Origin of the sequence: Metabacillus sp. FJAT-52054 (assembly GCF_037201815.1) — a bacterium.
GTDB lineage: Bacteria > Bacillota > Bacilli > Bacillales > Bacillaceae > Metabacillus_B > Metabacillus_B sediminis.
In genome coordinates, this window is sequence record NZ_CP147407.1 from 3,169,639 (window position 1) to 3,193,708 (window position 24,070).

Genomic DNA, 24,070 nt, shown 5'->3' on the forward strand with positions numbered 1-24,070 from the left:
CTAAAAAGACAGGCACACTTCTGCCATGTACCTGTCCATTGAACCTATTATGCATTTTCTCCCCGGTCTACCCTTTCGCCGGCTTCCTGCTGCTTGTTTTTTTCCATATGCTCCGTCTCCTCGCCGACCCCTTTTAAAAATGTCAGCATCAAGGTTACGGCTCTATTAATTTCAGGGTCCTTCAGTGATCGGACGATATCCAGATAACCGGTTTTATGATCTGTATCCTTTTTTTCCGCCACCCTTTCCACCCCTTTGTTCAATTTAATCAAAAGGGGTTCCAGCTGCTGTACATTGACGGTGCCGAGTACGCCTAGCATAAGCAGCATGTTTTTCAGTGTGTTTGTATTTTCCGGTTTATCGAGTGCCTTCACCAGGACGTGCAATACTTTATCTCCCTGCCCGAATAAACCGTTTAGTAGAGACAATATTCCTCGATCCTGCATGTGCTGCATAAGCTGAAGCGATTCAAGGATGGCTGTTTTATTGGAGACTAATGCATCTTCCACTTCACGCAAGTCTTTTTTCCGCTGATCCTCTTCACTCAACTCAAGCCTTTTGATTTTAGTGGTCGCATTAGCCATTATGGTTTCGCTCCTTTTTCACTAAATCTCCCGGGAAGACATAATCCTTCCGGGCCCATTTCCTTTGAACTTCCACCCCTGTTTGAGGCTTCGGATTCCCGTTCCGGTGGTTCACCTTCGGCAGCGGATCGATTCCTTCTGCTTCTAGCACTTCAAGCTTCGCCTTCACTTCTTTGTATGCCGGAGTATCCGTATCTTTGTCCGCATAGCTGCTTGTCAGCAGATTAATGGCTGCTTCCCCGCTGTCGTTCATAGGGAGATAAACTTCCTTGCCGCGAACTCTGTCTGTTATATGCGCCTGCACTTTCACCTGACCGTAAGGGGTGACAAGTCTGACTAGTGATCCGGTTTTTATCCCTTTCTCCTCTGCTAATGCCGCAGATACTTCCAGGAAGGTCCTTGGCGTTTTACCTGTAATTCCTTTTGATTTATAGGTCATATTCCCTTCATGGAAGTGTTCAAGAAGACGCCCGTTATTCACATGAACGTCATATTCAGATTCATAGGAAAGAGGATGAGTCCACGCAAGCGGAACAAGCCGTGCCTTTCCATCAGGAAATGGAAATCCATCGGTAAAAAGAAGCGGAGTATCCGTTCCATCTTCCGCAACTGGCCATTGAAGGCTTTTGTATCCTTCTAAGCGGTCATAGGTTACTCCCGCAAACAGCGGTGCAAGCTGAACAGCTTCCGCCATAATTTCACTCGGATGATCATAGGTCCATCCGGCACCCAGTCTATTTGCAATCTCCATAATAATCTTCCAGTCCGGCTTAGAGTCTCCAAGGGGTTCAAGCACCTGGTAAAGACGCTGAATTCTGCGCTCTGTATTCGTAAACGTCCCTTCTTTTTCAAGACTGGGGCTTGCAGGAAGAACAACATCAGCAAATTGTGCGGTACGGGTAAAGAAAATATCCTGTACAACAAAGAAGTCCAGCTTTTCGTATGCTGCCTGCACATAATTGATGTTGGAGTCGACGATTCCCATTTCTTCGCCTTTGACATACATCGCCTTCAGGTTTCCGTCATGGATAGCAGCAATCATTTCATGGTTATTCAATCCGGGTTCAGCTGGCAGATCGACTCCCCAAGCCTTTTCATATTTGCTGCGGACCGATGGATCTGTTACCTTTTCATAGGATGGGAAACGGTCCGGCATACTTCCAAAATCACTTGCCCCTTGTACATTGTTATGTCCGCGCAGCGGGTAGGATCCAGCCCCCGGCTTGCCGTAGTTCCCGGTAATTAACAGAAGGTTAGAGATAGCTGTACTTGTATCGCTTCCTCCAAGATGCTGGGTAACTCCCATTGCCCACAAAGCACAAACCGTTTTTGCTTTATGGATCATTTCCGCTATTCTAATTAAATCGGCAATGCTGATCCCTGTAGCTTCTGAGGCATATTCCATGGTGTACGGTTCAAGACTTCTAACGTAATCCTTCAAGCCATTCACCTTGTTTGCTAAAAAGGTTTCATCAGCCCAGCCCTGATCGACGATATATTTAGTCACGGCAGAGAGCCATACAATATCAGATCCTGGATTAGGTTTTACAAATAAATCGGAACGCTCAGCCATTTCATGTTTTCTTAAGTCGGCAACGATTAATTTTTGATTATGAAGCTTGTGGGACCGCTTCACTCTTGTAGATAAAACAGGATGAGATTCAGACGTGTTGGAGCCAATTACCAGAACCAGGTCAGACATTTCTATATCCTTAATGCCTCCTGAATCTCCTCCATGGCCCACCGTTCTGAACAACCCCATGGTAGCGGGGGTTTGGCAATATCTTGAACAGTTGTCAATGTTGTTCGTTCCTATGACCGCTCTTCCAAGCTTCTGCATTAAATAAGACTCTTCATTTGTACATTTTGAAGAGCTGATAAAGCTTAAAGCGCCAGGTCCATGCTCATTTTTTATTTCCGTGAACTTGCCAGCAATCAATTCTAGAGCTTCTTCCCATTCGGCTTCTCGGAATTCATCGCCTTCACGGATCAGCGGCTTGGTCAGCCGCTCTTCGCTGTTTACAAAATCCCAGCCGAATTTCCCTTTAACACACGTAGAAATTCCGTTAGCAGGCGCTTCAGCCTGAGGCTCTACTTTTAAAATATCCCGGCCTTTGGTCCAGATGTCAAAGCTGCATCCTACTCCGCAATATGTGCAAACCGTTTTCGTTTTCTTAATTCTTTCCTCGCGCATTGCCGATTCCATATCTGATATCGTTAAGATTGATCCGTAGCCTGTTTCAACATTTTTCGTAATTTCAATCATTGGACGAAGGGTTTCTTTTTGGATATCCGTCATATATCCCGCTTCGCCTTCCATTCCTTTTTCCATCATGGCATTGCATGGACACACTGTGGAGCAATGACCGCAGGAAACACAGGAAGATTCATTAATAGGAACATCATTGTCCCAGATAACGCGCGGTTTTTCGCGTTCCCAATCAATTGATAGTGTTTCTGTTACCTGAACATTCTGACAAGCTTCAACACACCTTCCGCAAAGAATGCACTGATCAGGATCATACCGGTAAAATGGATGGGAATGATCCACAGGGTAAGGTTTTTGTGCAAAAGGTGTGCTTTGATGATTAATTTTCATTTCTTTAACCGTATTATGTACTTCACATCCGCCGTTGTTGTAATCACAAACCGTACAGTAAAGCTCGTGATTTTTCAGTATCCGGTCCATGGCGATAATCTGCGCTTCTTTTACAGGTTTCGAGTCCGTATCAACCGTGTCACCATCTTTAAGTGTGGAAGAACAGGATCTTACAAATTCTCCATTCACCTTTACTAAACATGTATCACATGTTTCGATTGCTCCAAGACTTGGATGATAGCAAACGTTCGGTACCTCAATTGAAGAAGCCGACAAAAGCTCAAGAATCGTCTGATCTTCACTCGCTATTGCATCAATCCCGTTTATTTTCACATTAAATGTTTCCGGCAATGTCTCCTCTTCCTCTCCGCTGAAAAATTTCGAAAAAAGAACTTCTATCATTTTCCTTTCCCCAACCTATTAGAAATAAACTGAATTTGAAAACTATTCGGTCCTATTCCTAAAATCGCTCACTTTTAGACAGCAAAAAAACAGCCCAATCAGGCTGCCTTCATTCCTTCCTATCCTCATAATATTTCCCAAGCTCCACAATTGCACTGCCCATCCGTTCATGATCAGGCACAACCAGTCTGTTAATTCCCTCTTCCTTTAAAGTCTGTGCTGTTACCTTTCCAACTGCTAAAGCAACAACATGCTCGGAAAACGCTTGTGTCACTTCTTCAGCTACTCCAATCTTTCTAGCGAATTCCATCAGAAACCTTCCTTGAGGCTTGCTTGTGAAATAAACAGCATCAATATCATTCTGAAGAATTTCATTCACCAGAGACTTCATTGTTTCTTCATTAGGAGGAACGTGGAGGTACGGCTGGATTTCCACACATTCGGCTCCTTGTTCTTTGAAAAATTCGATCAGTTTAGGAGCGCGCTCGCCATGAAGCTGAATAGCTACTTTCTTTCCGCTGAAGTGATGCTTTCTCAATTCCCTAAGCAGACCGTCGTTGCTCCCATCATCATCTCTAACTGCTGATTCAAGATTCATGCCGGCAAGAAATTTGGCGGTTTTATATCCCCGGATTCCAATTGAAAGCCTTCTTAATTCTTCTAAGAATGCTTTTTCTGCATTTATTTCTGCAGCCTTCTTTAAAAGAGCCTCAGATCCCATCCCTGTCGTTAAAATAATCCAGTCAAAATAACCGCTTATAATGTTCCGAACGTCTTTCTCAAGCTGTTCGTCATTTAAGAAAACGGTTCCTTGAGCAGGACGATGAAGATACGTTCCCCCATAATTTTCGATGATTGATTTTATTTCTTCTGCTTTTCTCTGTCCTGCAAAAACAATTTTTTTATTAAAAAGCTTTTTCATCCCAAACCTCCTTTTGAAATATTAGCCGATTCATGCATGAAACGGCCAAAAGACCGTAAAACTAACTTTATCAATTAAAATCATGGAGGAGAATATGGGAAATCATCAGAAGGAACTCTTAGATACAATCCAATCACTCCAGCTGGAGCATACAAAAGCATGGCTCCATTACTGGCTCACTTATTCATCCTTTCATACCTGGCAGTTTTGGCTGAATATCGGCTTCCTGATTCTCCCGCTCATTCTTCTTTATTTTGCTATAGACAGGAAAAAGGCCTTTTTTCTTGGTTTTTACGGATATAGTACCCATGTCTGGTATGTCTATATTGACGCATTTGGTGCCAGCCAGGGTTATTGGTTATTTCCCTACAAGCTGATCCCTTTTCTCCCTGTGAGTTTTGCGCTGGACGTTTCTTTGGCTCCCGTCTCTTACATGCTCATTTATCAATGGGTGCTGAAACATAAGAAAAACTATTATCTCTATATGGCTTTGTACAGTGCATTCATGTCCTTTATCTTTAAACCAATCATGGTTGCTGCTGAGCTTTTTCAGCTGAATCGCGGAGCAAGCTATTTAACTTTGTTTATCGGCTATTTCAGTGTTGCACTAATTGCAAAATGGATTACAAACGTGTTTATTCATTTAAAGAAAACAACTGAAAACATTTAACTCTCATTAATTTTCTGAAAAACCATGCCTTTTTCCTTCATTAAATATTGCAAAGCTGTGCGGAAGGATGAGAAAGTGTTCAACTCCTTCACAAAAGCCATACCGGACTCTGCAAGAATTTGTGTAATAGCAGGGTTAAAGCCAACAAACAGTACTTGTACACCCATGAGTTTTAAAGTTGAAGTCAGATTTTCAATGTATCTCCCAAAAATAGAAATTTCCCCTATCTCCTTTTTGGATATAGCAGTAAAATCAATGACCGCAGTACTCACATTTGCAGAAAAAGTGTACTCGGTAATCTTCGTGATCATCAGCTCGAAACGATCCGCATCCAGCCTTCCCGTAAATGGAATCAGAATGGTCTCAGGTACAATAGAAGGGATAATGGGGGCAGATAAATCCTTTATTAACTGCTCGCAGTCCGTTACCTTCTGGTTCAGCGCTCTAATTTCAGCTCGTAATTCCTCTAATTCACTTTCTTCACCTTTCATATTTCACCTGACTTTCATTTATTTTAAACCCATCTTTATACTCAGCAGGAGCCATCCCATGCTGCAAATTCTGCACAGCATTCTTAAAAATGGAATTAAACTACTCATTAGCCTCCTGCGAAAGAGACATTACATTGTAATAATTCTAGCATTTTTTTTCACGAGTAAAAAGGAGCCTTCTGCAGGCTCCTTTTAGTAATTGGCTATTTTAATTCAACGGCAGATGACACGGATATTCTTTCAGGGGTGCTCAAACCTTTAGCCTTCCTGATGCACTGCGCTTGCAAGGAGCCCTGCAGTATTTACAATCCACACATACCGTATGAAAACAATTAAATTTAACGCACACTCATAATTTCTTTCGCTTTGCCTGAGGTCTGAATCATTAAGCCAGAAATCATTTCATTATCAGCGGTGAGCGTTTCGACAGAAGCATTCATTTCTTCGAGTCCTGCACTCGACTCTTCAATAATCGCAGCAAGCTCTGCTGTTGATTTTTCTACTTCTGAGCTGCTGTCAACCACTTTGCTGTACACTTTTTCTGTATGAAGAAAATCTTCATTCATTTTCTGGATCATTCTCTTCAGCGTTTCAAAATATTTACCAACATCTTCAGATGAGTCTAAAACCTTTACAATTTTCCTTTCGCTTTCCTCCATTTTTTTCAGGGTAAGTGAATTATCTTGGTTAACTTGCATTAAATTGGCTGTTATACTTTCAGCTGTTTTGTTTGTCATTTCAGCAAGCTTGCGGATTTCTTCTGCAACGACTGAAAATCCTTTTCCAGCTTCGCCCGCCCGTGCAGCTTCAATGGATGCATTCAAAGCCAAAAGATTGGTTTGTTCCGAAATTTGTTTAATGCTGTTGGAGAAAGTGTTGGTTTCTTTTACCTTTTCACTCAGCTCATGAAACGATTGGTTAAGGTCCGAAATCGTCACTTTAATCTCCGTAACATCCTGAGTAAAATGGGAAACCTTGCTTTCTCCTTCCCCAGTTATTTTCCGCGTTTGTTCCGCTTCCTCTAAAAGCTCTTTCATTTGATTGCTCAGCTTCATCATCATTTCATGGGAAACAGAGGTGTTTTGAGAAATATTTGAAATTTGCTCTGTCTGCTGATAGCTTCCAGCAGCCATTTCATTGATCCCTGCCTTCATATCACTCTGAGCTCTAAGGTTGCTTTGAATGCGTTCGCTTGCAACGGAAACACTTTCAAGAATATGTTTCATACTGTCATGAAGCTGAGCCGCTTGACTGCTCTCTTCTGCCGCTTTCGCTTCTGTTTCAATAACAAGCTGACGAACATGTTCCGACTGTTGCCTATTTAAATGGATGAGTACAGACAAAATCAGACCTGACAGTACATAGGCAAGAATAACTGTGGCGATGTTCGTCTGAATCGAGGCCAATTCCTTCGCACTATACATGCCTGCAAGAATAATGGTAACTAAACCAAGTGTAAATCCAATCGCGAAAATCAGTTTTTGGAAATGTACAACTGCAAAAATCGCCAAAAAGAAGGTGACAACTACTACAGTCCATCCTCCTCCAGCAACAAATATTCCCGTGATCGTAAACACGTTTACCAGAACCACACTTGCATAAGGAAAAAGAAGATATTTTTTGAGGATCTTTTGGAATAGGAAGAAAACAGCTGTAAATAGGATAAGTTCTGCTGCAAAGAGGATGATCGTTTCTGTTTCTTTCGTTCCAATCGATTTTAATAGAGCAAGAACAAGTGATATGGAGAAAGCTGTGTACATTAATACATTTTTCTTTTTGATGTCCGCTTCAATCATCTGCTGAACATTTTGCATGTGAATACCCCTTTTACCCGAATAATTTAAAAGACAAGCGGCAGCCCTACTGCCGCCTGGTGTAAGTTAAGGCCTGATATCTGATTTAAAACTTGCAAATCCATCATCCGCCATTACGATAGATCCATTAAGTGAGCGAGCTTCATCTGTTGCCAGAAAAGCTGTTACAGCAGCAATTTCTTCAGGCTCAATCAGCTTTCTGGTAAGCTGCTGCTTCTTCATATATTCAAGCAATCCAGCATCTCTGTACCCCTGAACAATTTTTGTATTAACCGCTGCAGGGCCAATTCCTACTACTCGGATTCCATGAGGGGCGAGTTCAAGTGCACCATGCTTTGTCAGCATAACAACCGCACCTTTTGCAGCCTGATAGCCCGTAATTCCAAGTGTTCCGACAAATCCGAACACAGAAGCATTGTTAATAATCACGCCTTCCGTACCCAGATCCTTCATTTTCCGGGCTGCCGCAAGCATTCCATAATAAACACCATGCTGATTCACATTTACAACCTTATGATAATCCTCAGGTGAATGATCTAAAAATGGTTTTGTAATTCCGATTCCCGCATTATTGAACATTACATGAATATTCCCGAACGTCTGTACCGTGAATTCTACAAGTGCTTCTACTTGTTCAAAGCTTGTTACATCTGCTTTGAAAAAGCGCGCTTCTCCGCCGCTTTCTTGAATATCGCGAACTGTAAGCTCTCCTAGTTCTTCATTAAAATCAGAAACAATTACTTTTGAGCCCTCTTTTGCAAGTCTTATCGCTGTTTCTCTGCCGATTCCTTCTGCTCCGCCTGTTACAACACTTACTTTATCCTTTAATCTCATTTTTGTGGGCCTCCTCTGATTACTGCTACATTTATATAAATCGGCTATTTCCTGAATTTATGAAGAGAAATGAAGAAAATAGTATCGCAGGGTATTAACCTTTATTTCTTGGCGGCTGCTGGAATGGTCTTTCAGAGCTAGTTAAGCCACGGTAAATCAATAAAGTGTTTTACTAAAAAACCATCAGTCTGGATATTCCTTTCGATTAGGACGGTCGGTCCTAAAAAAAGCACGGTTTGCATTTCTCGCTATCCAACTGTTTCCCCTATTATTTTTCCCCATATCACAAACTCTTTCTTTTTTCTGGTAAACTAATGAATAGAGTTTATTATTTAGGGGTGAAATTTATGGATATGAATCAGGCGCTGCGCGACTACTTCCGCCAGCATGCTAATAATCTTACTGAGGACTGGTACAGTACGCTGGAAAATTATGATCCTTCTACTGTTTATGGTTCTAAAGACCCTGAAGTGATTAAGGGATTAAAAGCACAAAATTTGGAATTCCATATGCATGCACCTGATATATTTATAGAGGATAAAGAAACATTCTTAGTTAAATTCTACGAATGGGTTCATCAAATTGCAAAGGACGGAGCCCATCTTAGAACGCCTAATTACTTGGTTATTAGAGAATTTAAAAGAGTCCGCAAGCAGTATATCAAACTGATCAACGCATTTATTCATGAGCACCGTGATGATGTTTCGCGCGAACTGGCTAATGATTGGATGAACAAAGTGCTGGAAGTCTTTGATATTGCCGTTTTAAAATTTGTAGAGGAAGCCGAGAACAATTCAAAACAGCTGCTTAAAGCACAGCAGGAAATGATTTACGAGCTTAGTTCTCCTGTTATTAGCCTCGCCAATAAAGATGCTCTTTTGCCGCTTGTAGGGGATATTGATACAGCAAGGGCTAAAATTATTCTTGAAAATACGCTGGAACAATGCTCACAAAAGGGTGTTGAACATCTTTTTATCGATTTATCAGGTGTTGTGATCATTGATACGATGGTCGCTCAGCAAATTTTCCAGCTCATTGATACCCTAAATTTAATAGGCGTTAAGACTACAATCTCAGGCATCCGTCCTGAAATTGCCATGACAGCTATGCAGCTTGGGCTTTCTTTTGAGAAAACCAATATCCGCTCCACTTTATCTCAAGCGATCGTTTCAGCAAAAAAGGACATCTAATGGATGTCCTTTTTTGCTGTTCTTTTCAGGGCGTTGCCTCTTAGTTTCTTGGTATAGAAATTGAATGAATGTCTAGAGTCATATTTGCTTTTACTGAACGATTTACGATCTTCCCTGAATACACTTCTTCACCCGTTTTCATGCTGAAGGCTTTTATATAGGATTCATTTGAATTCTTCTTACCTGCGGCGTACATAACACCTTCCTTAAAGTCGACGGCTTCAAAGGATTTCTTAGAAATAGGGATAAACCTTTCCAGATCAATTTTTCCAGCCTTGATGTCATAACGGAGTGCTTTCATTTTTCCATTTTCAGAAACAGTATAGTACACGTGCGAATTCTCAAGGAACAGATCCTGAATCTCACCCTTACTGGAAGGCAGAGATATTTTTTCCTCTGTTCCAGTTTTATTGTTTATTACATAATACTCTCTCCGCTCGAGCTGATTGTCTTCACCATCCTGCTTGTAATAATTTTTAATATATGCAGTGTAATCGCTTTGTCTTAACGGATCCAATTCATTGAATAAGGTGATATAATAGTTTTCTTTATTCTTCGTTTCTGTCTCGCCGAAACGCTGTTCTGCAGCTAGCTCCCGGCTCTTTATATTAAACGTGTATAGTGTGTAATTTTCCCTGTTTGCATCTGAACTTCCATAGACAAGTACCTTTAGTTGATTATTTACTCTCTGAACATCCGTTACATAGAACAAAGATCGATCCTGTACAGGAATCTTTGCATCAAACTTCATTTGTTTTTTTGTATTTTTGTCCATTATGGCAAAAGTGAACACTCTCTTTTCCTCTTCCTCCTGAGCCAATTGAGCGCTCACAAGCCATTTTTCGTCTTCAAATATTTCTCCAAACTCTTTATTGCCTCTCATAAAATCCCGGTAATCTTTATGAATTCTCTCGAAATCTGTATTACCAAACCATCTTCTGTCCTGCTGGTCGATGATCGAAAGACGGCTGTGGTATTCCGATCCCTTTTCCGTAATGCGGAGGCTCTCATTTGTATATTCTTGATTATCCTTCATGTAATAGCTGCCGAATAAAGAAATACTGCTTCCAATGTCTTTGCTTCCGCTCTCTGTTTTTATCTTGAAATCAGGAAGAAGGCTTTTTGTATAAGCAGACTGGACATAAAAGGACCCTATTCCTAAAACTGCGATGATGGTGATCAGCATCGTTTTCCAATATTTTTTCATTATATATGCTCCTTATACCGTAATCTTCTTAGCCAGCAGGAATCGGCTCATAAAGACAGATAGAACCGCAATTGCACCCACACAGGCTATCCCGATATATATGATTTCAATTGGATATAACTGGTCCAATGTTCCGGCCAAAAACACCGGGATTAAAGCAACTAAGCAAGCCAGAACACCATATCCAATCCCAATTCCTGCACCAAGCCATTTATAGCTTCTTTCAAACAGGATGATCGTATTTAATACAAGTACCAGTGTAATTCCAGCGCCATAGTACAAAACAAATTCCAGAAAGGTGGAAGGGACGATCATACTGAGTACAGCGTTGGAATTCATAACGTATGAAAGCGGGGTAAGGCCCCTCAAATCCTGCGGAACAATGGATTGATAAATGGAAAATTCGAATGGTAATAACAGAAGTTGAAGTGCCACCAGACCAAAGATCATTAAGAGAATCGCCGCGGTTTTAGCAAAGTAAATATTCATTCTGGAAACCGGAATCATCAGCAGCCTGTACATAAATGCATTGTTGGCAAACCAATCTCTGTACCAGATAAAAAAAACGTAAAATAATAGCGCGCATATTGAGAGGAGTATAGGTCCCATATAGAACAAACTGTTTACAATGGATGAGAAACTCAGCGGCTGCATGGTCGAAACGTATTGTTCAGCACTAATTCTTTGTTTTCCCATGTATTCAGTTGCATGCCGGACCAGGTTATTTGATTCCATGAACACCGCGATCATTTGTCCGAGAATGGTTAGAATAATCAGTCCAAAATAGATTTTCGCAAACCGATTTACCTCGAAGTTCACAAGCTTTAAAAAGCGATTCATGCGTTATACACCTCTCTCATCACATCAATTACAGATTTGCCTTCTGAGATTCTCATATCCTCTGCATTAAATTGTTTGCAGACTCTCCCATTTTCAAGAAGAACCACCCGATCAATCAGATGCTCAATGTCCTGAATTTCATGGGTGGTAATAATGACGCCCCGCCCCTCAATCAAATGGCTTGTGAATACATTGGTGATCTGTTCCCTGCTGAAAATATCAATTCCTGAAAAAGGCTCATCCATCAGGAGATAGTCGGTATCAAGCGACAAGCCCATAAGCAAGCTTGCTTTCGCTGCATTTCCTTTTGAAAGGCATGAAATTTTGTCCCCTTTATTCAATTTAAAGAAATGAAGAAGCTCAAATGCCCGTTCCCGGTTCCAGTTCGGATAAAAATCCTCCATAAATTCCATGAACTGCTGGATTGTCATTCCGGGCTGCATGATCGGCGTATCCGGTATGTACGTAATTTTCTCCAGCGTTTTTTTATTCAGCTTTTCTCCATCAATCAGAATATTACCGGACTGGACGGGAGTAAGCCCCATGATGGCTTTTAGTGCCGTTGTCTTTCCTGCCCCATTAATCCCTATTAAACAAGTAATCTCACCCTTGGCGGCTTCAAATGTTACTTCATCCAGTACCGTTTTAAATCCGAATTTCTTTATTATCCCTTTTACTTCAATCATTTTGATCCCCCCTGCTATTCGGTCTGACTGTATTTCTCATGAATAATTTGGACAAGCTCCTCTACAGGAACCTGTATTGGTTTTATGGATTGGATAAACGAATCAACCGCCTCCATAATCAGTTCCTCCCGTACGCGATTTAAAATGGAGGTATCGGTTGTTACTTTACTTGGAACATTTCTCTCTGTAAAAATCAATTGCTGCTCTTCCATTTCCTTGTACGCTTTTTGCGCCGTATTGGGGTTAATACTCAGCATTCCTGCAATCTCCCTCCTGGACGGAATTTCCTGCCCTGCCTTTAGCTTTCCGGTGGCGATTTGCTCTTTGAAGTAGCGGACCACCTGAAGGTAAACAGGGTCTCTATTATTAAAAATCGTGCTCATCATACACCTCCACACTCAAACTGTGTGTACTACTTGGTTCACACACTTTATATTTGTACTATATATGTAATACACCTATCCCGTCAATCAATTTTTTCCAAAAAAGAAAGAAGCTGTATAGAAACAGCTTCTTTTGTGTAATCATGCTCTTATTCACTCATATATTCAGCTAAGAACTCCAGTGTCGCGGATTATTAAACCCCTTTAACCTTGAGATCATTTAAATACTGATAGCTGATTGAAATGCTTTCAAGCGGAGGCCTTTTGCACACATCCTGTTCAACTACAAGCCATTCAGCTTTTGCTGCCGCAGCCTTTTGCACAACGGCCTGCAAATCGATTACTCCTGTACCCAGCTCGGCGAAGGCTTTGTCTTCACTTGCTTCCATATCCTTCATATGTACGAGCGATAAGCGATTGCTGTACTTCTGAATCCATTCGGCGGGATTCTTTCCGGCATGTGTAAGCCAATATACATCTAGTTCTGTTTGTACCCATTCCGGATTCGTTTCGTCCATTAAAATGTCCAAACCCGTTTTATCCCCAAATGTGAGCAATTCAAATTCATGATGATGATAGCTTAGCGTAAGTCCGGCTTCATGTATTTTTTGTCCCATTACATTCAGCTTTTGGGCAAGCTCATGATATTCAGCTTCCTTCTCCATCCGGTCATAAGGATAGGCAATAATCAGATGCTTACTCCCTAATATATGCTGAGCCTCAATGTGTTTCTCTAAATTCTCTTCAAGCTCCTTAAGAACGAAATGGCTTCCAGAAGCCCGCAGATTAAGCTCATCCAGGTTTTTTCGCAACTCAGCAGGATTAACTCCGTAATACCCGGCAAACTCCACACCGTCAAAACCAATTTCAGCCACCTTGTTAAGCGTTTTCAAAAAATCCTTTTCACATTCATCTGTTAATGTATACATCTGAACAGAAATCGGCAATTGACTCATAAATAAACCCTCCCCTATTAATCTCACATTCTTATTTTATCATGATTTTCAAAAGGAATAAGAAAAAAAAGAACCGGCCTGAGCCGGATTCTGTCGTTTATCCTTTATAACGAAAAGCCTTTTTTCCATTCGCATTGGTTTTATATTGAAAAATGGCACCTGCAAGCGGCTGTTCAGCCAATGCAGCATCCTCCAGATTCTCACGGCCGGTTGTAATGTACAACACATCAAGCTGATCCCCTCCGAATGTACAACATGTAACCTGTGACACCGGAAGCTTTACCTCTTCAAGCTTTTCTCCCGTATTTGGATTCCATCTGGAAACACGTGATCCATTAAAATGTGCAATCCATAGATTTCCTTCAGCATCGATTGTCATTCCGTCCGGATGGCCCTCATCCTCGGGTATTTCAATCACTATCCGTTTATTCGATAAGCTCCCTGAATTCAAATCATAATCAAACGCAGCAACCTTTTGTGTAGGAGTATCAATATAATAAAAAGTGTCCCCGCTCTCATTCCATGCAAGACCATTTGAAATGCCTGCTTCATTAATCAGCTTCCGGACCTTTTGATTCTCATCCATACTGTACAAAGCCCCCGTAGTACCCTGGCCCTCTTTCTGCATCGTGCCCGCAAGAAATCTCCCCGTCGGATCACATTTTCCGTCATTGAATCGATTATCCGGCTTATCGCTTTCCGGATCAGTAAGAAATGTCTTTTTACCCGTTTTACTATCAATCCGGTAAAATCCATTCTCCAAGGCGGCAATCAAATCGCCTTTTTCAGATAGAGAAATCGCACCAATCTTTTCTCCAGTATCAATTAGACGGTCTTTTTTTGTGTCAGGATTGAAAATATGTATGGCTTTTCCATGAATATCGATCCAGTATAACAAGCCCTCCCTGTCATCCCAAACAGGGCCTTCAGCTAAAATCGCTTTTGCATCATAAACCAGTTCCGCCTGATTCATCTAATCTCCTCCTAATCAATTATAATACTACTTCTTCATTCCCTATTTGGGGGAGAATTATGCTTTCTATTCATAGTTGTTTTTTTGATGGGAACAAAACCAGAGATCCCGGCCAGTCTCAGGCGCTTTCCAGCCAAACTGCTTTTTCCAGCCGGAACCGTACTCTTTCCAGCGGGTTCGGGTCGTTTTCCTGCCGTTCTCTTCCTCTTTCCGGCCGGTCTCAGGCGCTTTCCAGCCAAACTAATTTTTCCAGCCGGAACCGTGCTTTTATCAGCCGGGTTGGGCCGGTTTCCAGCCGTTTCCTTCTACTTTCCGGCCGCTCCACGGCTCTTTCCGGCCAAACTAATTTTTCCAGCCGGTACGTCGCTTTTATCAGCCGGGCTGGGCCGGTTTCCAGCCGTTTCTTTCCGCTTTCCAGCCCCTCCACGGCTCTTTCCGGCCAAACTAATTTTTCCAGCCGGAACGTCGCTTTTATCAGCCGGGCTGGGCCGGTTTCCAGCCGTTTCTTTCCGCTTTCCAGCCGCTCCACGGCTCTTTCCGGTCAAACTAATTTTTCCAGCCGGAACCGTACTTTTATCAGCCGGGCTGGGCCGGTTTCCAGCCGTTTCCTTCTGATTTCCAGCCGCTCCACGGCTCTTTCCAGCCAAACCAATTTTCCCAGCCGGAACCGCCCTCTTTCCAGCCGCGTTGGACCGTTTTTCAGCCGGCATGTTTAGTTCTGCAGACGATTTTCCCGCCAGTCCAACACCAAATCTCCCGCTTTCCATCATCTAGTAGTATAATAATAGTATTAAATTCTAAGTATGGAGCCGGTAATGAAAATTCTAATTGTTGATGACCATCCAGTTAATCTATTTGTTGTAGAAAAAATCCTGAAAAATGCAGGCTATGAGGATAATGTGTCTCTTTCCTCTGCTCAAGCTCTATTTGACTATTTAAAAATGGAATCACCAGCTGCCGCTAAGCCGGAAGCTGATTTGATCCTGCTCGATATTATGATGCCTGAAATTGACGGAATTGAGACGTGCAGAAGAATTCAGCAGGTCGAACATTTGCGTGAAATACCAATAATCTTCGTTACTGCTCTGGAAGACTCGAATAAACTTGCAGAGGCGCTTGATGTTGGAGGGCATGATTACATTACAAAACCTATCAATAAAGTAGAGCTTCTGGCAAGGATTAGAGTGGCCCTTCGCCTTAAACAGGAAAAGGACTGGCATGCCGAGCAGGAGCAGAAACTTTCTCATGAACTTGATCTTGCTATGCAAATTCAAAAGAGTTTATTGAATCCCCCGCTCAATGAAGAGAATATTCGCATCCATGTTTCCCATTTGCCATCGAATAAATTGGCTGGAGATATGTACTATTGGCACAGGTTCAGTGAGAATAAATACGGCGTTATTCTCCTTGATATGATGGGTCATGGTATTTCCTCTTCCCTAATTTGCATGTATATCTCTTCTGTGTTAAGAGATTCGATTAAACAGCTGGCCGACCCTGTTCTCGTTATCGAAGAGCTGAACCGGTATATGGCACTTTTATCAAATCAGACGAAGGAGCATAATTATTATTTCACGGCGATTTATCTGGTGATTGATACAGAAGCAAAAACAGTGGAATATGTAAATGCAGGTCATCCTCCTGGGTATGCTTTGCTTGATAACGAACTGGTTGATCTTGATAAAGGCTGCTGTGCGGTTGGATTTTTCGAGGAAATCAGCATTAGCAGTACAGTACTATCTTACACGGATAACGTTCAGCTTCTCCTGTTTACAGACGGTGTTTACGAAAATCATGGGGAAGATGAAAATACCATGCTTGAGAAGCTTAAATACATCGCAGGTCAAAAATGGTCAGGTGCTGCCATCTCGCCAATCCATCTGCTCGGCTTCCAGGAACAGGACGCTCCTCAGAAAGATGATATGTGCCTTCTGATGATTCAAGGGAACAAATAACCCATATAAAAAAGAAATACCCGATCCGGAATACGATCGGGTATTTTTATGCTTTTAGAATTCACGTTATTTTCCGGTAAATTTTTTCACTGGCATTAAACTCCTGATAATTATAAGCCACTTCTGTGAATTTCAGAGACTCTTTATCTCCCAATCCTATAAATCCTCCATCACATAAGCTTTCGTGAAAGAGATGATGAACCTGATTTTGCAAAGCCCCGGTAAAATAAATAAGGACATTTCTGCAGATGATGACGTGAAATTCATTAAATGATTGATCCGTTACAAGATTGTGCTGAGCAAAGCTTATGTTATTCAGAAGCTCCGGCTTTAAATAGGCAAATCGTTCATCTGTTGTGTAAAACTCCGAAAATGAACGGGTGCCTCCGGATAGAAAATAGTTTTTCGTGTAATTCTGCATCTTGTTAAGCACAAATCTTCCTTGTTTGGCTAACTCAAGGACTCGTTCGTTCATATCTGTTGCAAAGATATGGGTACGCTCTGCGAGGCCTTCCTCCTCAAGAAGAATCGCCATGGAATAAACCTCTTCCCCGGTAGAGCACCCGGCGTGCCAAATTCGAATCGCAGGGAGCTCTTTGAGAATCGGGACGACCTGTTCACGGAAGGTTTTGAAAAAACTTGGATTTCTAAACATTTCCGTTACATTAATCGAAAAATCATTTAACAGCTTATCGAGCATCTCCGGCTCATAAATAGCTTGTTCAAGAAGTCTCGATATAGTAGGGATTTGCTCCATTCTCATGCGGTTCTGAATCCTTCTTCCAATAGAAGAACGCATATAGTTGCGGAAATCATAGCCAGATAAACGATAGACCCCTTCAAGAAGCAAATCCATTTCAATTTCTTCCCGGTGACTAAATAACGCAGCATCCGTATTTGTTGATTTATTTTCTTCCATATATTCTTACCTCTTTTAGTTTGTAAGCCAGACTCTCATTGCAGAAAGCAGCTGTTCCATTTTAAGCGGTTTGCTGATGTAATCAGAGGCTCCTGCTTCAAGGCATTTTTCCCGGTCATTTTTCATGGCTTTAGCTGTTAAGGCAATTATTGGAACCTCGGTCATTTTATAATCCTCACGAATGGTTTTCATCGTTTCGTAGCCATCCATCACAGGCATCATAATGTCCATTAAGATTAAATCGATAGAGTCGTTTGTTTTTAGTATATCCAGGCATTTCTGTCCGTTTTCTGCTGAAATGACGTTCATGCCTTCATTTTTTAATGCTGCTTCAAGTACATAGATATTTCGGTGGTCGTCATCGACAATTAATACGTTTCTGCCAGCAAAAGCATTTCCCTCCGCAGCAGGTTCTGCCTGAGTTATTGCCGGGGCAATTTTTATTTCTGCCGCAGCGGCCGCCTCCATCTGTGTTTTCTGCTCTTCTGTAATACCGGATAAATCGGGGTGAACAGGAATACTTAATGTGAACGTACTCCCTTTTCCTTCTTCGCTTGTCAGTGAAATGCTGCCGCCAAGCAGTTTGGCCAGTTCTCTGCAGATGGATAAGCCAAGTCCTGTTCCCCCATATTTCCTTACAGTAGCTCCATCTCCCTGCTGAAAGGCATCAAAAATAATATCATGTTTATTCTTAGGTATTCCTATTCCTGTATCTTTAACTGTAAGGCGGATTTGATTTTCCGGAATTGTATCGATATTGACTGTGATGCCGCCTTCTGACGTAAATTTGAATGCGTTAGAAAGCAGATTCTTAATAATTTGGTTTAACCGCTTTTCATCTGTATAGATTATATCTGGAACTGCATCAGATTTAGTGATATTCAGATACAGTCCCTTCTGGGCAGCAATATGAGCAAAATTCCGGTCAATATATTCAGGGATTCCAGCTGCATTTACTTCGCTGAAATGAACTTCAAGCTTTCCTGACTCTACTTTGGAAAGATCCAGTATTTCATCAATTAAGTTTAGAAGATCCTGGCCGGATGAATGGATAATTTCTGCGAATTCCTGTTCTTCCAAGGCAAGCTTCTTCCCTGTGTTTTCTGCAAGCATTTCTGACAAAATAAGAATGCTGTTTAGCGGAGTCCTTAGCTCATGAGACATATTCGCCAAAAACTCCGACTTATACTTGGAGCTAGCCATAAGCTGCTTTGCCTGAGCTTCAAGCTCCTCTTTTGCATTCTCAAGCTCTTTCGATTTGTCCTCTGCATCTTCGCTCCGGGACTCAAGCTGCTCGTTGATCATTTGCAGTTCTTCTGACTGCATCTGAAGTTCCTCTGATTGGGTCTGCAGTTCCTCTGATTGAGTCTGAAGTTCTTCTGTCATTGCCTGTGATTCAGCAAGCAGGCGTTTAATCTCCATTTGGCCGAGCACACTGTTAACGGTGAGCCCCATGGACTCGGTCAAAGCCTCAAGAAGCTCAATATGCTTTTGCTCGTAATCACCTAAGCTTGATAGTTCAATAATGGCGATCGCATTGCTTTTATAAAGAATTGGCGCAACAATCAAACTGCTCGGTTTAATATTCCCCATACTGGTGGAAATGGGCTGGTAATCAGCACCCAAATCATTAACGCAAACAACCTTCTTGTCAATAGCTGCCTGCCCCGCCAGTCCCTCGCCATAGGCAAATGAGTTTTTGGCATTTTCCGTTCCAAATGCGTATCCGGCTTTTTTCACAAAAACATCGCCGTCTTTCACATAAAAAGCACCCATTGCCGAGTCTGTCATATCAGCAAGGTTTTTTAGGAAGGTTTCTCCAAGCGGCTCAAGGGAAGAAATCCCCTGATTCTGGGTATTCACCGTATTGATGCCGGTTTGCACCCAGCTGCGGTCTTCCATAACATCCAGCAATCCATTTGTGGCTATTGCCAGTTCTTTTATTTCATCATTTGTCCGTACATTCAGCCTGCTGGATAGATTTCCCCCGCTTGTCATTGCTTTAATGTTGCCAATAACCTGCTGAACCGTAGAAACGATGGATTTGGAAATGGCAAGTCCAATCACAAGTGCAATAATTGTCGTGAGAACGATCAGACCATACATGGTGTATCGCAATGATAAGTTTTGCGTGTCGAGACTCGCTGCCCGCTGTTTCGTTAAATTCAGTTCAGTACCGCGGAATGTCTCAAACTGATCGCGGACCGACTTAATCGCAGATGCATCCGGATTTTGCGAATAGAAATTCCGGATTTGAGCATCCTGCCCATCATTTTTTAATCTGATAATCGGTTCACTTGTTTTGGTAATCCAATTATCGATTGAACTCTTAATAGATTGAAGTTTATCCTGCTGGGAGGGATTATCTTTGATTAAATTGTAAAGCTCAGCATAATCATCTTCTAAATAATCTCTGGAAACCTCGTAGGCATTCACATATTCATTGTTTCCAGTAATGGCGTAGCCTCTCTGGCCGGTCTGCATTTCCAGAAGTGACTTTTCAACCTGACCGGTTAAAACAAAAACCTGGATATCGTGATTTATTATGAAATTTCTCTGCTTTTGCATTTGTGATATTTGATTGCTTATCAGTAAAATTGAAATAATTAAGCAAATTAATATGACGCCATAGCCGAATAGGATTTTATTCCTAATTCCGATTTTCATGGTTTCCTTCGTCCCCTTTTGTATTCTCTAAGAGATTATATACTAATTACTGCTTACTGCCTATTAGCAAAACACATTTACGCCCTGGTTTATCAACCCTGTTTTCCACTAATAAAAAAAACTGCTTGTGTCTATACAAACAATGTGTTATAGTACTAGGGCGATGAGCTGAGTTGCATAAGTCGGGGGACGCACCTTTTAGGTACAAACGATGTGGCGTTTGGTCCCTCGCCGCAATACGCAAAGGCACCTGATGATTCAGGTGCCTTTTTTACATTTTATTAGAATTCAAGCATCGCTCCCCTTTCATCAAATACCGAAGAGGGGTTCCATGCAATTTCCCATAGATTCTGTTCCGGATTTGCAAAATATGCAATCCTCCCTCCCCAGAAAGCATCACTCGGTTCACGGAGAATTTCACCGTCTGCCCTCCTTATCTCTTCAATTGCTTCATCTACTTGCTGCGATTCATCTACATTTATTGCAAATGAGACTGCCTTATATCCCTCGCTAATCAGTTTAACTTCAGCATCTTTCTCAAGTTCTTCCAGGGGATAAAGTGAGAGAAGAACCCCTGCTGTTTTAAAAACCGCATATTGATCTGAACTGATTTCCGCTTCTGTCCATCCGAGCTTTTGATAAAACATCCTGAGATTTTTTACATTTCTTGCTCCAATCGTTAGGAGCGATACTCTTTGAGGGATCATTTCTTTTCCTCCTTTTAACTTTGCTATCATAAAATGTTCAGCACTTTTTCCCTTTGTCCTTTAAATATTTTTTCCACTTCTACAAATTTTTACATATTTATCAGGTAATTATGATTATAATTAATTGGTATATTTATATAAATATAGAAATACAGGGGGCATTATGAAAAAAATAACGTTAAGTTTTGTTCTTATTTTCAGTTTTTTGCTTGGCGGACACGTTACTCCGGCTTCAGCAAGCGGAGAACAATTACTCATTGTAAATAAAGCTATCAACAAATTAGCCTTTTTTAATAACGGCAAGCTTGTTCGTGTTTTCAGCATAGGGACAGGCAGAAGTGATGACTTAACTCCAGAAGGGACTTTTCGGGTTGTCACAAAGATCATGAATCGGCCATATTATAAGGACAATATCCCAGGAGGAGATCCGAGAAATCCTCTAGGGGACAGATGGCTTGGACTTGATGCAAGAGGAACCTACGGGACAACCTACGCAATTCACGGCAATAATAATGAAAACTCCATCGGGCACTATGTGAGTTCAGGCTGCATCAGAATGCATAATTCAGAAGTCAGATGGCTTTATCCTCAGGTGAATAAAATGACGAAAGCCGTTATTTTAAAATCCAGTGAATCCTTTGAAACAATTGCAAAGAAAAACGGGTACTCTTTAAATGCGGATTATTCCCGCTATGCAGCTGCTGACAGCCAAGGGAAAATCCTTTTTCAAAAAACGGCTCAGTATCAAACGGCTGTCAATACCGGAAGTATTTCAAAAGTAAACGGATTGTACGATGGATTAACAAATGAATTAAAGAAAGCAGAATCGCTAATCGGCAAAGTTTCCGGTATAAGCAACAGGGATGAATTAGGAAAAAAATACCTGAACCCTGCTAAAAAAACGGTTGAAAGAAGCATTTATGAAATTTCACAATTTAGATTGATGAATTCAATTAAAGCAGACGTATCAGCCAAAAATAGTTCGAAAGCAGAATCGAAGCTGCAAACACTGAATCGTCTTAAAAACCGTGCAGTTCAGATTAAAAAAGCCGGCGGCTATCCACCCCTTCCCGCACCTATCAATAGGAGTCTGGAAAGCCAGGAGGCAAGCCTTTACGGAATGATGCTGCAAATCAGGACAGCTGATTACAACAAGGCCATTACAAGCTCAAATCTAATCTCGATCGACAGTCAATATAACCGAGTATCCGCAGCTATTGCCCAAACAGAGAAACAGATTGGCGAAGTTTACGGATCGGCAAACCGCGATTCTTTGCTGAAGCTCTATGTAAAACCTGCAAAAATTGCGCGCGAGCGGACAATTTATCAAGTTTCCATGCATCGCTTAATGAATAAAATTGATGCACTTGTAAAATCCGGCTCCACTTCTAAAGCCGCAGAAGAACTCCGAAAGCTGGAAAGACTTCAGGACCGCTCCATCGAAATTCAAAAGGATCTCGGCTATCCTTTACTTAAAACAATTGATGAAAGCTTAAACAAACGTTATATTGAACTGAATAAAAAGCTTGGCTAGAAAACCCTTAACTAAGGGTTTTTTTTATGTAATCCTTTTCAAAATCATGCTTTTTACCTAATTTTTCAACTCGAAATATTTTGACAACGAATTAAAGATGATAGTAATATAGTATCTTATAAGAGGGAGGTAATTTAAATGACACCTTTGGACCATGATAAAGTAGCAGCAAGTGTCCCTCAAAAGGGATTCTTCGGACATCCAAGAGGCTTATTCACCCTATTCTTCACTGAATTCTGGGAGAGATTTTCATATTATGGAATGAAAGCCATTCTTGTGTATTACATGTATTATAGTATTTCAAAAGGCGGACTGGGCATTGACCAATCAACCGCACTGGCTATTACTTCCATTTACGGATCTCTTGTTTATATGTCCGGAATTATCGGCGGATGGGTAGCAGATAGAATATTAGGATCCACCAGAACCGTCTTTTACGGCGGAATATTAATCATGTTCGGTCATATCGTACTTGCTTTACCAGGAACGTTTACTGCATTCTTAGTTTCTATGGTATTGATTGTTCTTGGTACAGGTCTGTTAAAGCCTAATATTTCAAACATTGTTGGTGACCTTTATACTGAAAAAGATGAACGCCGCGACTCAGGCTTCAGCATTTTCTATATGGGAATCAACATGGGTGCTTTCCTTTCCCCATTAGTTGTCGGAACAGTTGGAGAAATGTACAGCTTCCATTTAGGATTTGGACTTGCTGCAATCGGAATGCTTCTGGGATTAATTGTTTTTGCAGCTACTAAAAAGAAAAACCTTGGACAAGCAGGTTCATACGTTCCGAACCCGCTGACACCTGCTGAAAGAAAGAAAACTTTTACACAAATCGGGATTGGGGCTGCGATTGTCCTTATCATTGGTTTTGTATTAGCTCAGCAAGGTATTTTAACCATCGATTTATTTATCTTAATAGTAAGTATTCTTGGTATTCTTATTCCTGCCACATACTTTCTTGTGATGTATAACAGCAAAAAGACAACTGCCGTTGAAAAGTCAAGGCTGCTTGCCTACATTCCGCTGTTTATCGCCGCAATGGTATTCTGGGCGATTCAGGAGCAAGGCTCTACCATCCTGGCTGCATATGCTGCTGAGCGCACTCAATTGAACATCGGCGGGTTCGAATTGAAAGCTTCCTGGTTCCAATCATTAAATCCTTTATTCATCATCACATTGGCACCGTTATTTGCCTGGATGTGGATTAAGCTTGGCGACCGCCAGCCTTCAACGTCTAAGAAATTTTCTTTCGGTCTGATTTTCGCTGGTCTATCGTTCATTGTTATGATTTTCCCTGCCTCCATTAATGGAACAGAATCACTTGTTAATCCATGGTGGCTCGTTCTAAGCTTCTTCTTAGTTGTTATTGGAGAGCTTTGCCTGTCTCCAGTTGGATTATCCGCTACAACTAAACTTGCACCTTCTGCTTTCTCTTCGCAAACCATGAGCTTATGGTTTTTAACAAGTGCAGCAGCTCAAGCAATGAATGCACAGGTGGTTAGATTTTACAAACCCGAAACCGAGATTGTATATTTTGGAATAATAGGCGGATTAGCTATTGTTCTCGGTTTGATTCTATTCACGGTTTCCCCTGCTATTCAAAGGCTTATGAAGGGTGTAAGATAAAGTAAATCCATTTAAGATCCACTCTCTAAGGAGGGTGGATCTTTTTTACGTTTTTATATGTTAGATTTTCTAACACGTTGTATTCGTTTACATAAAAAACATTTG

At 41.4% G+C, this 24,070-nt stretch carries 21 protein-coding genes; 5 read left to right on the forward strand and 16 right to left on the reverse strand.

The genetic code is table 11. The features are described 5' to 3' along the window. Positions 1–47: 47 nt before the first annotated feature. The 3 genes from WCV65_RS16510 to WCV65_RS16520 all read right to left on the reverse strand — a co-directional run bounded on the left by WCV65_RS16510 (position 48) and on the right by WCV65_RS16520 (position 4,507). On the reverse strand, positions 48–584 hold the full coding sequence (locus WCV65_RS16510) for a DUF1641 domain-containing protein (RefSeq protein WP_035412183.1): 537 nt from the start codon (positions 582–584) through the stop codon (positions 48–50). Further along, positions 577–3,585, reverse strand: a complete 3,009-nt coding sequence (gene fdhF, locus WCV65_RS16515) for a formate dehydrogenase subunit alpha (RefSeq protein WP_338777951.1) — start codon at positions 3,583–3,585, stop codon at positions 577–579. Before fdhF ends, WCV65_RS16510 begins: the two co-directional genes overlap by 8 nt. 109 nt (positions 3,586–3,694) lie before the next feature. Beyond that, positions 3,695–4,507 carry a uroporphyrinogen-III synthase gene (locus tag WCV65_RS16520; RefSeq protein ID WP_338777953.1) on the reverse strand — a complete coding sequence of 271 codons (813 nt, stop codon included), beginning with the start codon at positions 4,505–4,507 and terminating at the stop codon, positions 3,695–3,697. A gap of 94 nt (positions 4,508–4,601) precedes the next feature. On the opposite strand from WCV65_RS16520, the gene WCV65_RS16525 reads away from it, so the two are divergent. Further along, positions 4,602–5,177: a CBO0543 family protein gene (locus tag WCV65_RS16525; protein ID WP_338777955.1), complete on the forward strand. Its 576-nt coding sequence runs from the start codon at positions 4,602–4,604 to the stop codon at positions 5,175–5,177. On the opposite strand, the gene WCV65_RS16530 is transcribed toward WCV65_RS16525, so the two are convergent. The 3 genes from WCV65_RS16530 to WCV65_RS16540 form a co-directional block, all read right to left on the reverse strand. Continuing rightward, on the reverse strand, positions 5,174–5,668 hold the full coding sequence (locus WCV65_RS16530; RefSeq protein WP_338777957.1) for an STAS domain-containing protein: 495 nt from the start codon (positions 5,666–5,668) through the stop codon (positions 5,174–5,176). The genes WCV65_RS16525 and WCV65_RS16530 overlap by 4 nt on opposite strands. Before the next feature lie 338 nt (positions 5,669–6,006). Then, positions 6,007–7,482 (reverse strand): methyl-accepting chemotaxis protein, encoded by a 1,476-nt coding sequence (locus tag WCV65_RS16535; RefSeq protein ID WP_035412196.1) that lies wholly within the window; start codon positions 7,480–7,482, stop codon positions 6,007–6,009. Positions 7,483–7,548: 66 nt separating this feature from the next. Then, complete coding sequence (locus WCV65_RS16540) at positions 7,549–8,316, reverse strand: SDR family oxidoreductase (RefSeq protein WP_035412199.1); 768 nt, start codon at positions 8,314–8,316, stop codon at positions 7,549–7,551. Positions 8,317–8,663: 347 nt separating this feature from the next. Here WCV65_RS16540 and WCV65_RS16545 point away from each other — a divergent pair, with 347 nt between their 5' ends. Next, positions 8,664–9,506, forward strand: a complete 843-nt coding sequence (locus WCV65_RS16545; protein WP_035412201.1) for an STAS domain-containing protein — start codon at positions 8,664–8,666, stop codon at positions 9,504–9,506. Positions 9,507–9,546: 40 nt separating this feature from the next. On the opposite strand, the gene WCV65_RS16550 is transcribed toward WCV65_RS16545, so the two are convergent. The 7 genes from WCV65_RS16550 to WCV65_RS16580 form a co-directional block, all read right to left on the reverse strand. After that, a complete protein-coding gene (locus WCV65_RS16550; protein ID WP_035412203.1) occupies positions 9,547–10,713 on the reverse strand; it encodes a hypothetical protein in 1,167 nt (388 codons plus the stop codon). A 12-nt stretch (positions 10,714–10,725) separates the two neighbouring features. Continuing rightward, positions 10,726–11,553 (reverse strand): hypothetical protein, encoded by an 828-nt coding sequence (locus tag WCV65_RS16555; RefSeq protein ID WP_035412206.1) that lies wholly within the window; start codon positions 11,551–11,553, stop codon positions 10,726–10,728. After that, positions 11,550–12,239, reverse strand: coding sequence for an ABC transporter ATP-binding protein (locus WCV65_RS16560; RefSeq protein WP_338777964.1), 690 nt, complete (start codon positions 12,237–12,239; stop codon positions 11,550–11,552). The genes WCV65_RS16555 and WCV65_RS16560 overlap by 4 nt, the downstream gene beginning before the upstream one ends. A 14-nt stretch (positions 12,240–12,253) precedes the next feature. After that, entirely contained in the window at positions 12,254–12,622 is a 369-nt protein-coding gene (locus WCV65_RS16565; RefSeq protein ID WP_035412212.1) for a GntR family transcriptional regulator, read from the reverse strand. Positions 12,623–12,816: 194 nt separating this feature from the next. Next, positions 12,817–13,578 (reverse strand): sugar phosphate isomerase/epimerase, encoded by a 762-nt coding sequence (locus WCV65_RS16570; RefSeq protein WP_338777966.1) that lies wholly within the window; start codon positions 13,576–13,578, stop codon positions 12,817–12,819. A 97-nt stretch (positions 13,579–13,675) separates the two neighbouring features. Then, positions 13,676–14,551 carry an SMP-30/gluconolactonase/LRE family protein gene (locus tag WCV65_RS16575; protein WP_338777968.1) on the reverse strand — a complete coding sequence of 292 codons (876 nt, stop codon included), beginning with the start codon at positions 14,549–14,551 and terminating at the stop codon, positions 13,676–13,678. Between the two features lie 305 nt (positions 14,552–14,856). Continuing rightward, a complete protein-coding gene (locus WCV65_RS16580) occupies positions 14,857–15,261 on the reverse strand; it encodes a hypothetical protein (RefSeq protein WP_338777970.1) in 405 nt (134 codons plus the stop codon). Between the two features lie 105 nt (positions 15,262–15,366). Between WCV65_RS16580 and WCV65_RS16585 the strand changes: the two genes are divergently transcribed. Further along, positions 15,367–16,506 carry a fused response regulator/phosphatase gene (locus WCV65_RS16585; RefSeq protein WP_035412223.1) on the forward strand — a complete coding sequence of 380 codons (1,140 nt, stop codon included), beginning with the start codon at positions 15,367–15,369 and terminating at the stop codon, positions 16,504–16,506. A 61-nt stretch (positions 16,507–16,567) separates the two neighbouring features. Here the strand turns inward: WCV65_RS16585 and WCV65_RS16590 are convergent, their stop codons facing one another. From WCV65_RS16590 to WCV65_RS16600, 3 genes are all read right to left on the reverse strand, one after another. Continuing rightward, positions 16,568–17,425, reverse strand: a complete 858-nt coding sequence (locus tag WCV65_RS16590) for a protein-glutamate O-methyltransferase CheR (protein ID WP_035412226.1) — start codon at positions 17,423–17,425, stop codon at positions 16,568–16,570. 15 nt (positions 17,426–17,440) lie between these two features. Further along, positions 17,441–20,092: an ATP-binding protein gene (locus tag WCV65_RS16595; RefSeq protein ID WP_338777977.1), complete on the reverse strand. Its 2,652-nt coding sequence runs from the start codon at positions 20,090–20,092 to the stop codon at positions 17,441–17,443. A gap of 281 nt (positions 20,093–20,373) precedes the next feature. Then, positions 20,374–20,799 carry a VOC family protein gene (locus tag WCV65_RS16600; RefSeq protein WP_338777979.1) on the reverse strand — a complete coding sequence of 142 codons (426 nt, stop codon included), beginning with the start codon at positions 20,797–20,799 and terminating at the stop codon, positions 20,374–20,376. 163 nt (positions 20,800–20,962) lie between these two features. Between WCV65_RS16600 and WCV65_RS16605 the strand changes: the two genes are divergently transcribed. Together WCV65_RS16605 and WCV65_RS16610 are read left to right on the forward strand one after the other, a co-directional pair. Continuing rightward, complete coding sequence (locus WCV65_RS16605) at positions 20,963–22,333, forward strand: L,D-transpeptidase family protein (protein ID WP_338777981.1); 1,371 nt, start codon at positions 20,963–20,965, stop codon at positions 22,331–22,333. A gap of 138 nt (positions 22,334–22,471) precedes the next feature. Then, positions 22,472–23,965: a peptide MFS transporter gene (locus tag WCV65_RS16610; protein ID WP_338777983.1), complete on the forward strand. Its 1,494-nt coding sequence runs from the start codon at positions 22,472–22,474 to the stop codon at positions 23,963–23,965. The last annotated feature ends 105 nt before the right edge of the window (positions 23,966–24,070 follow it).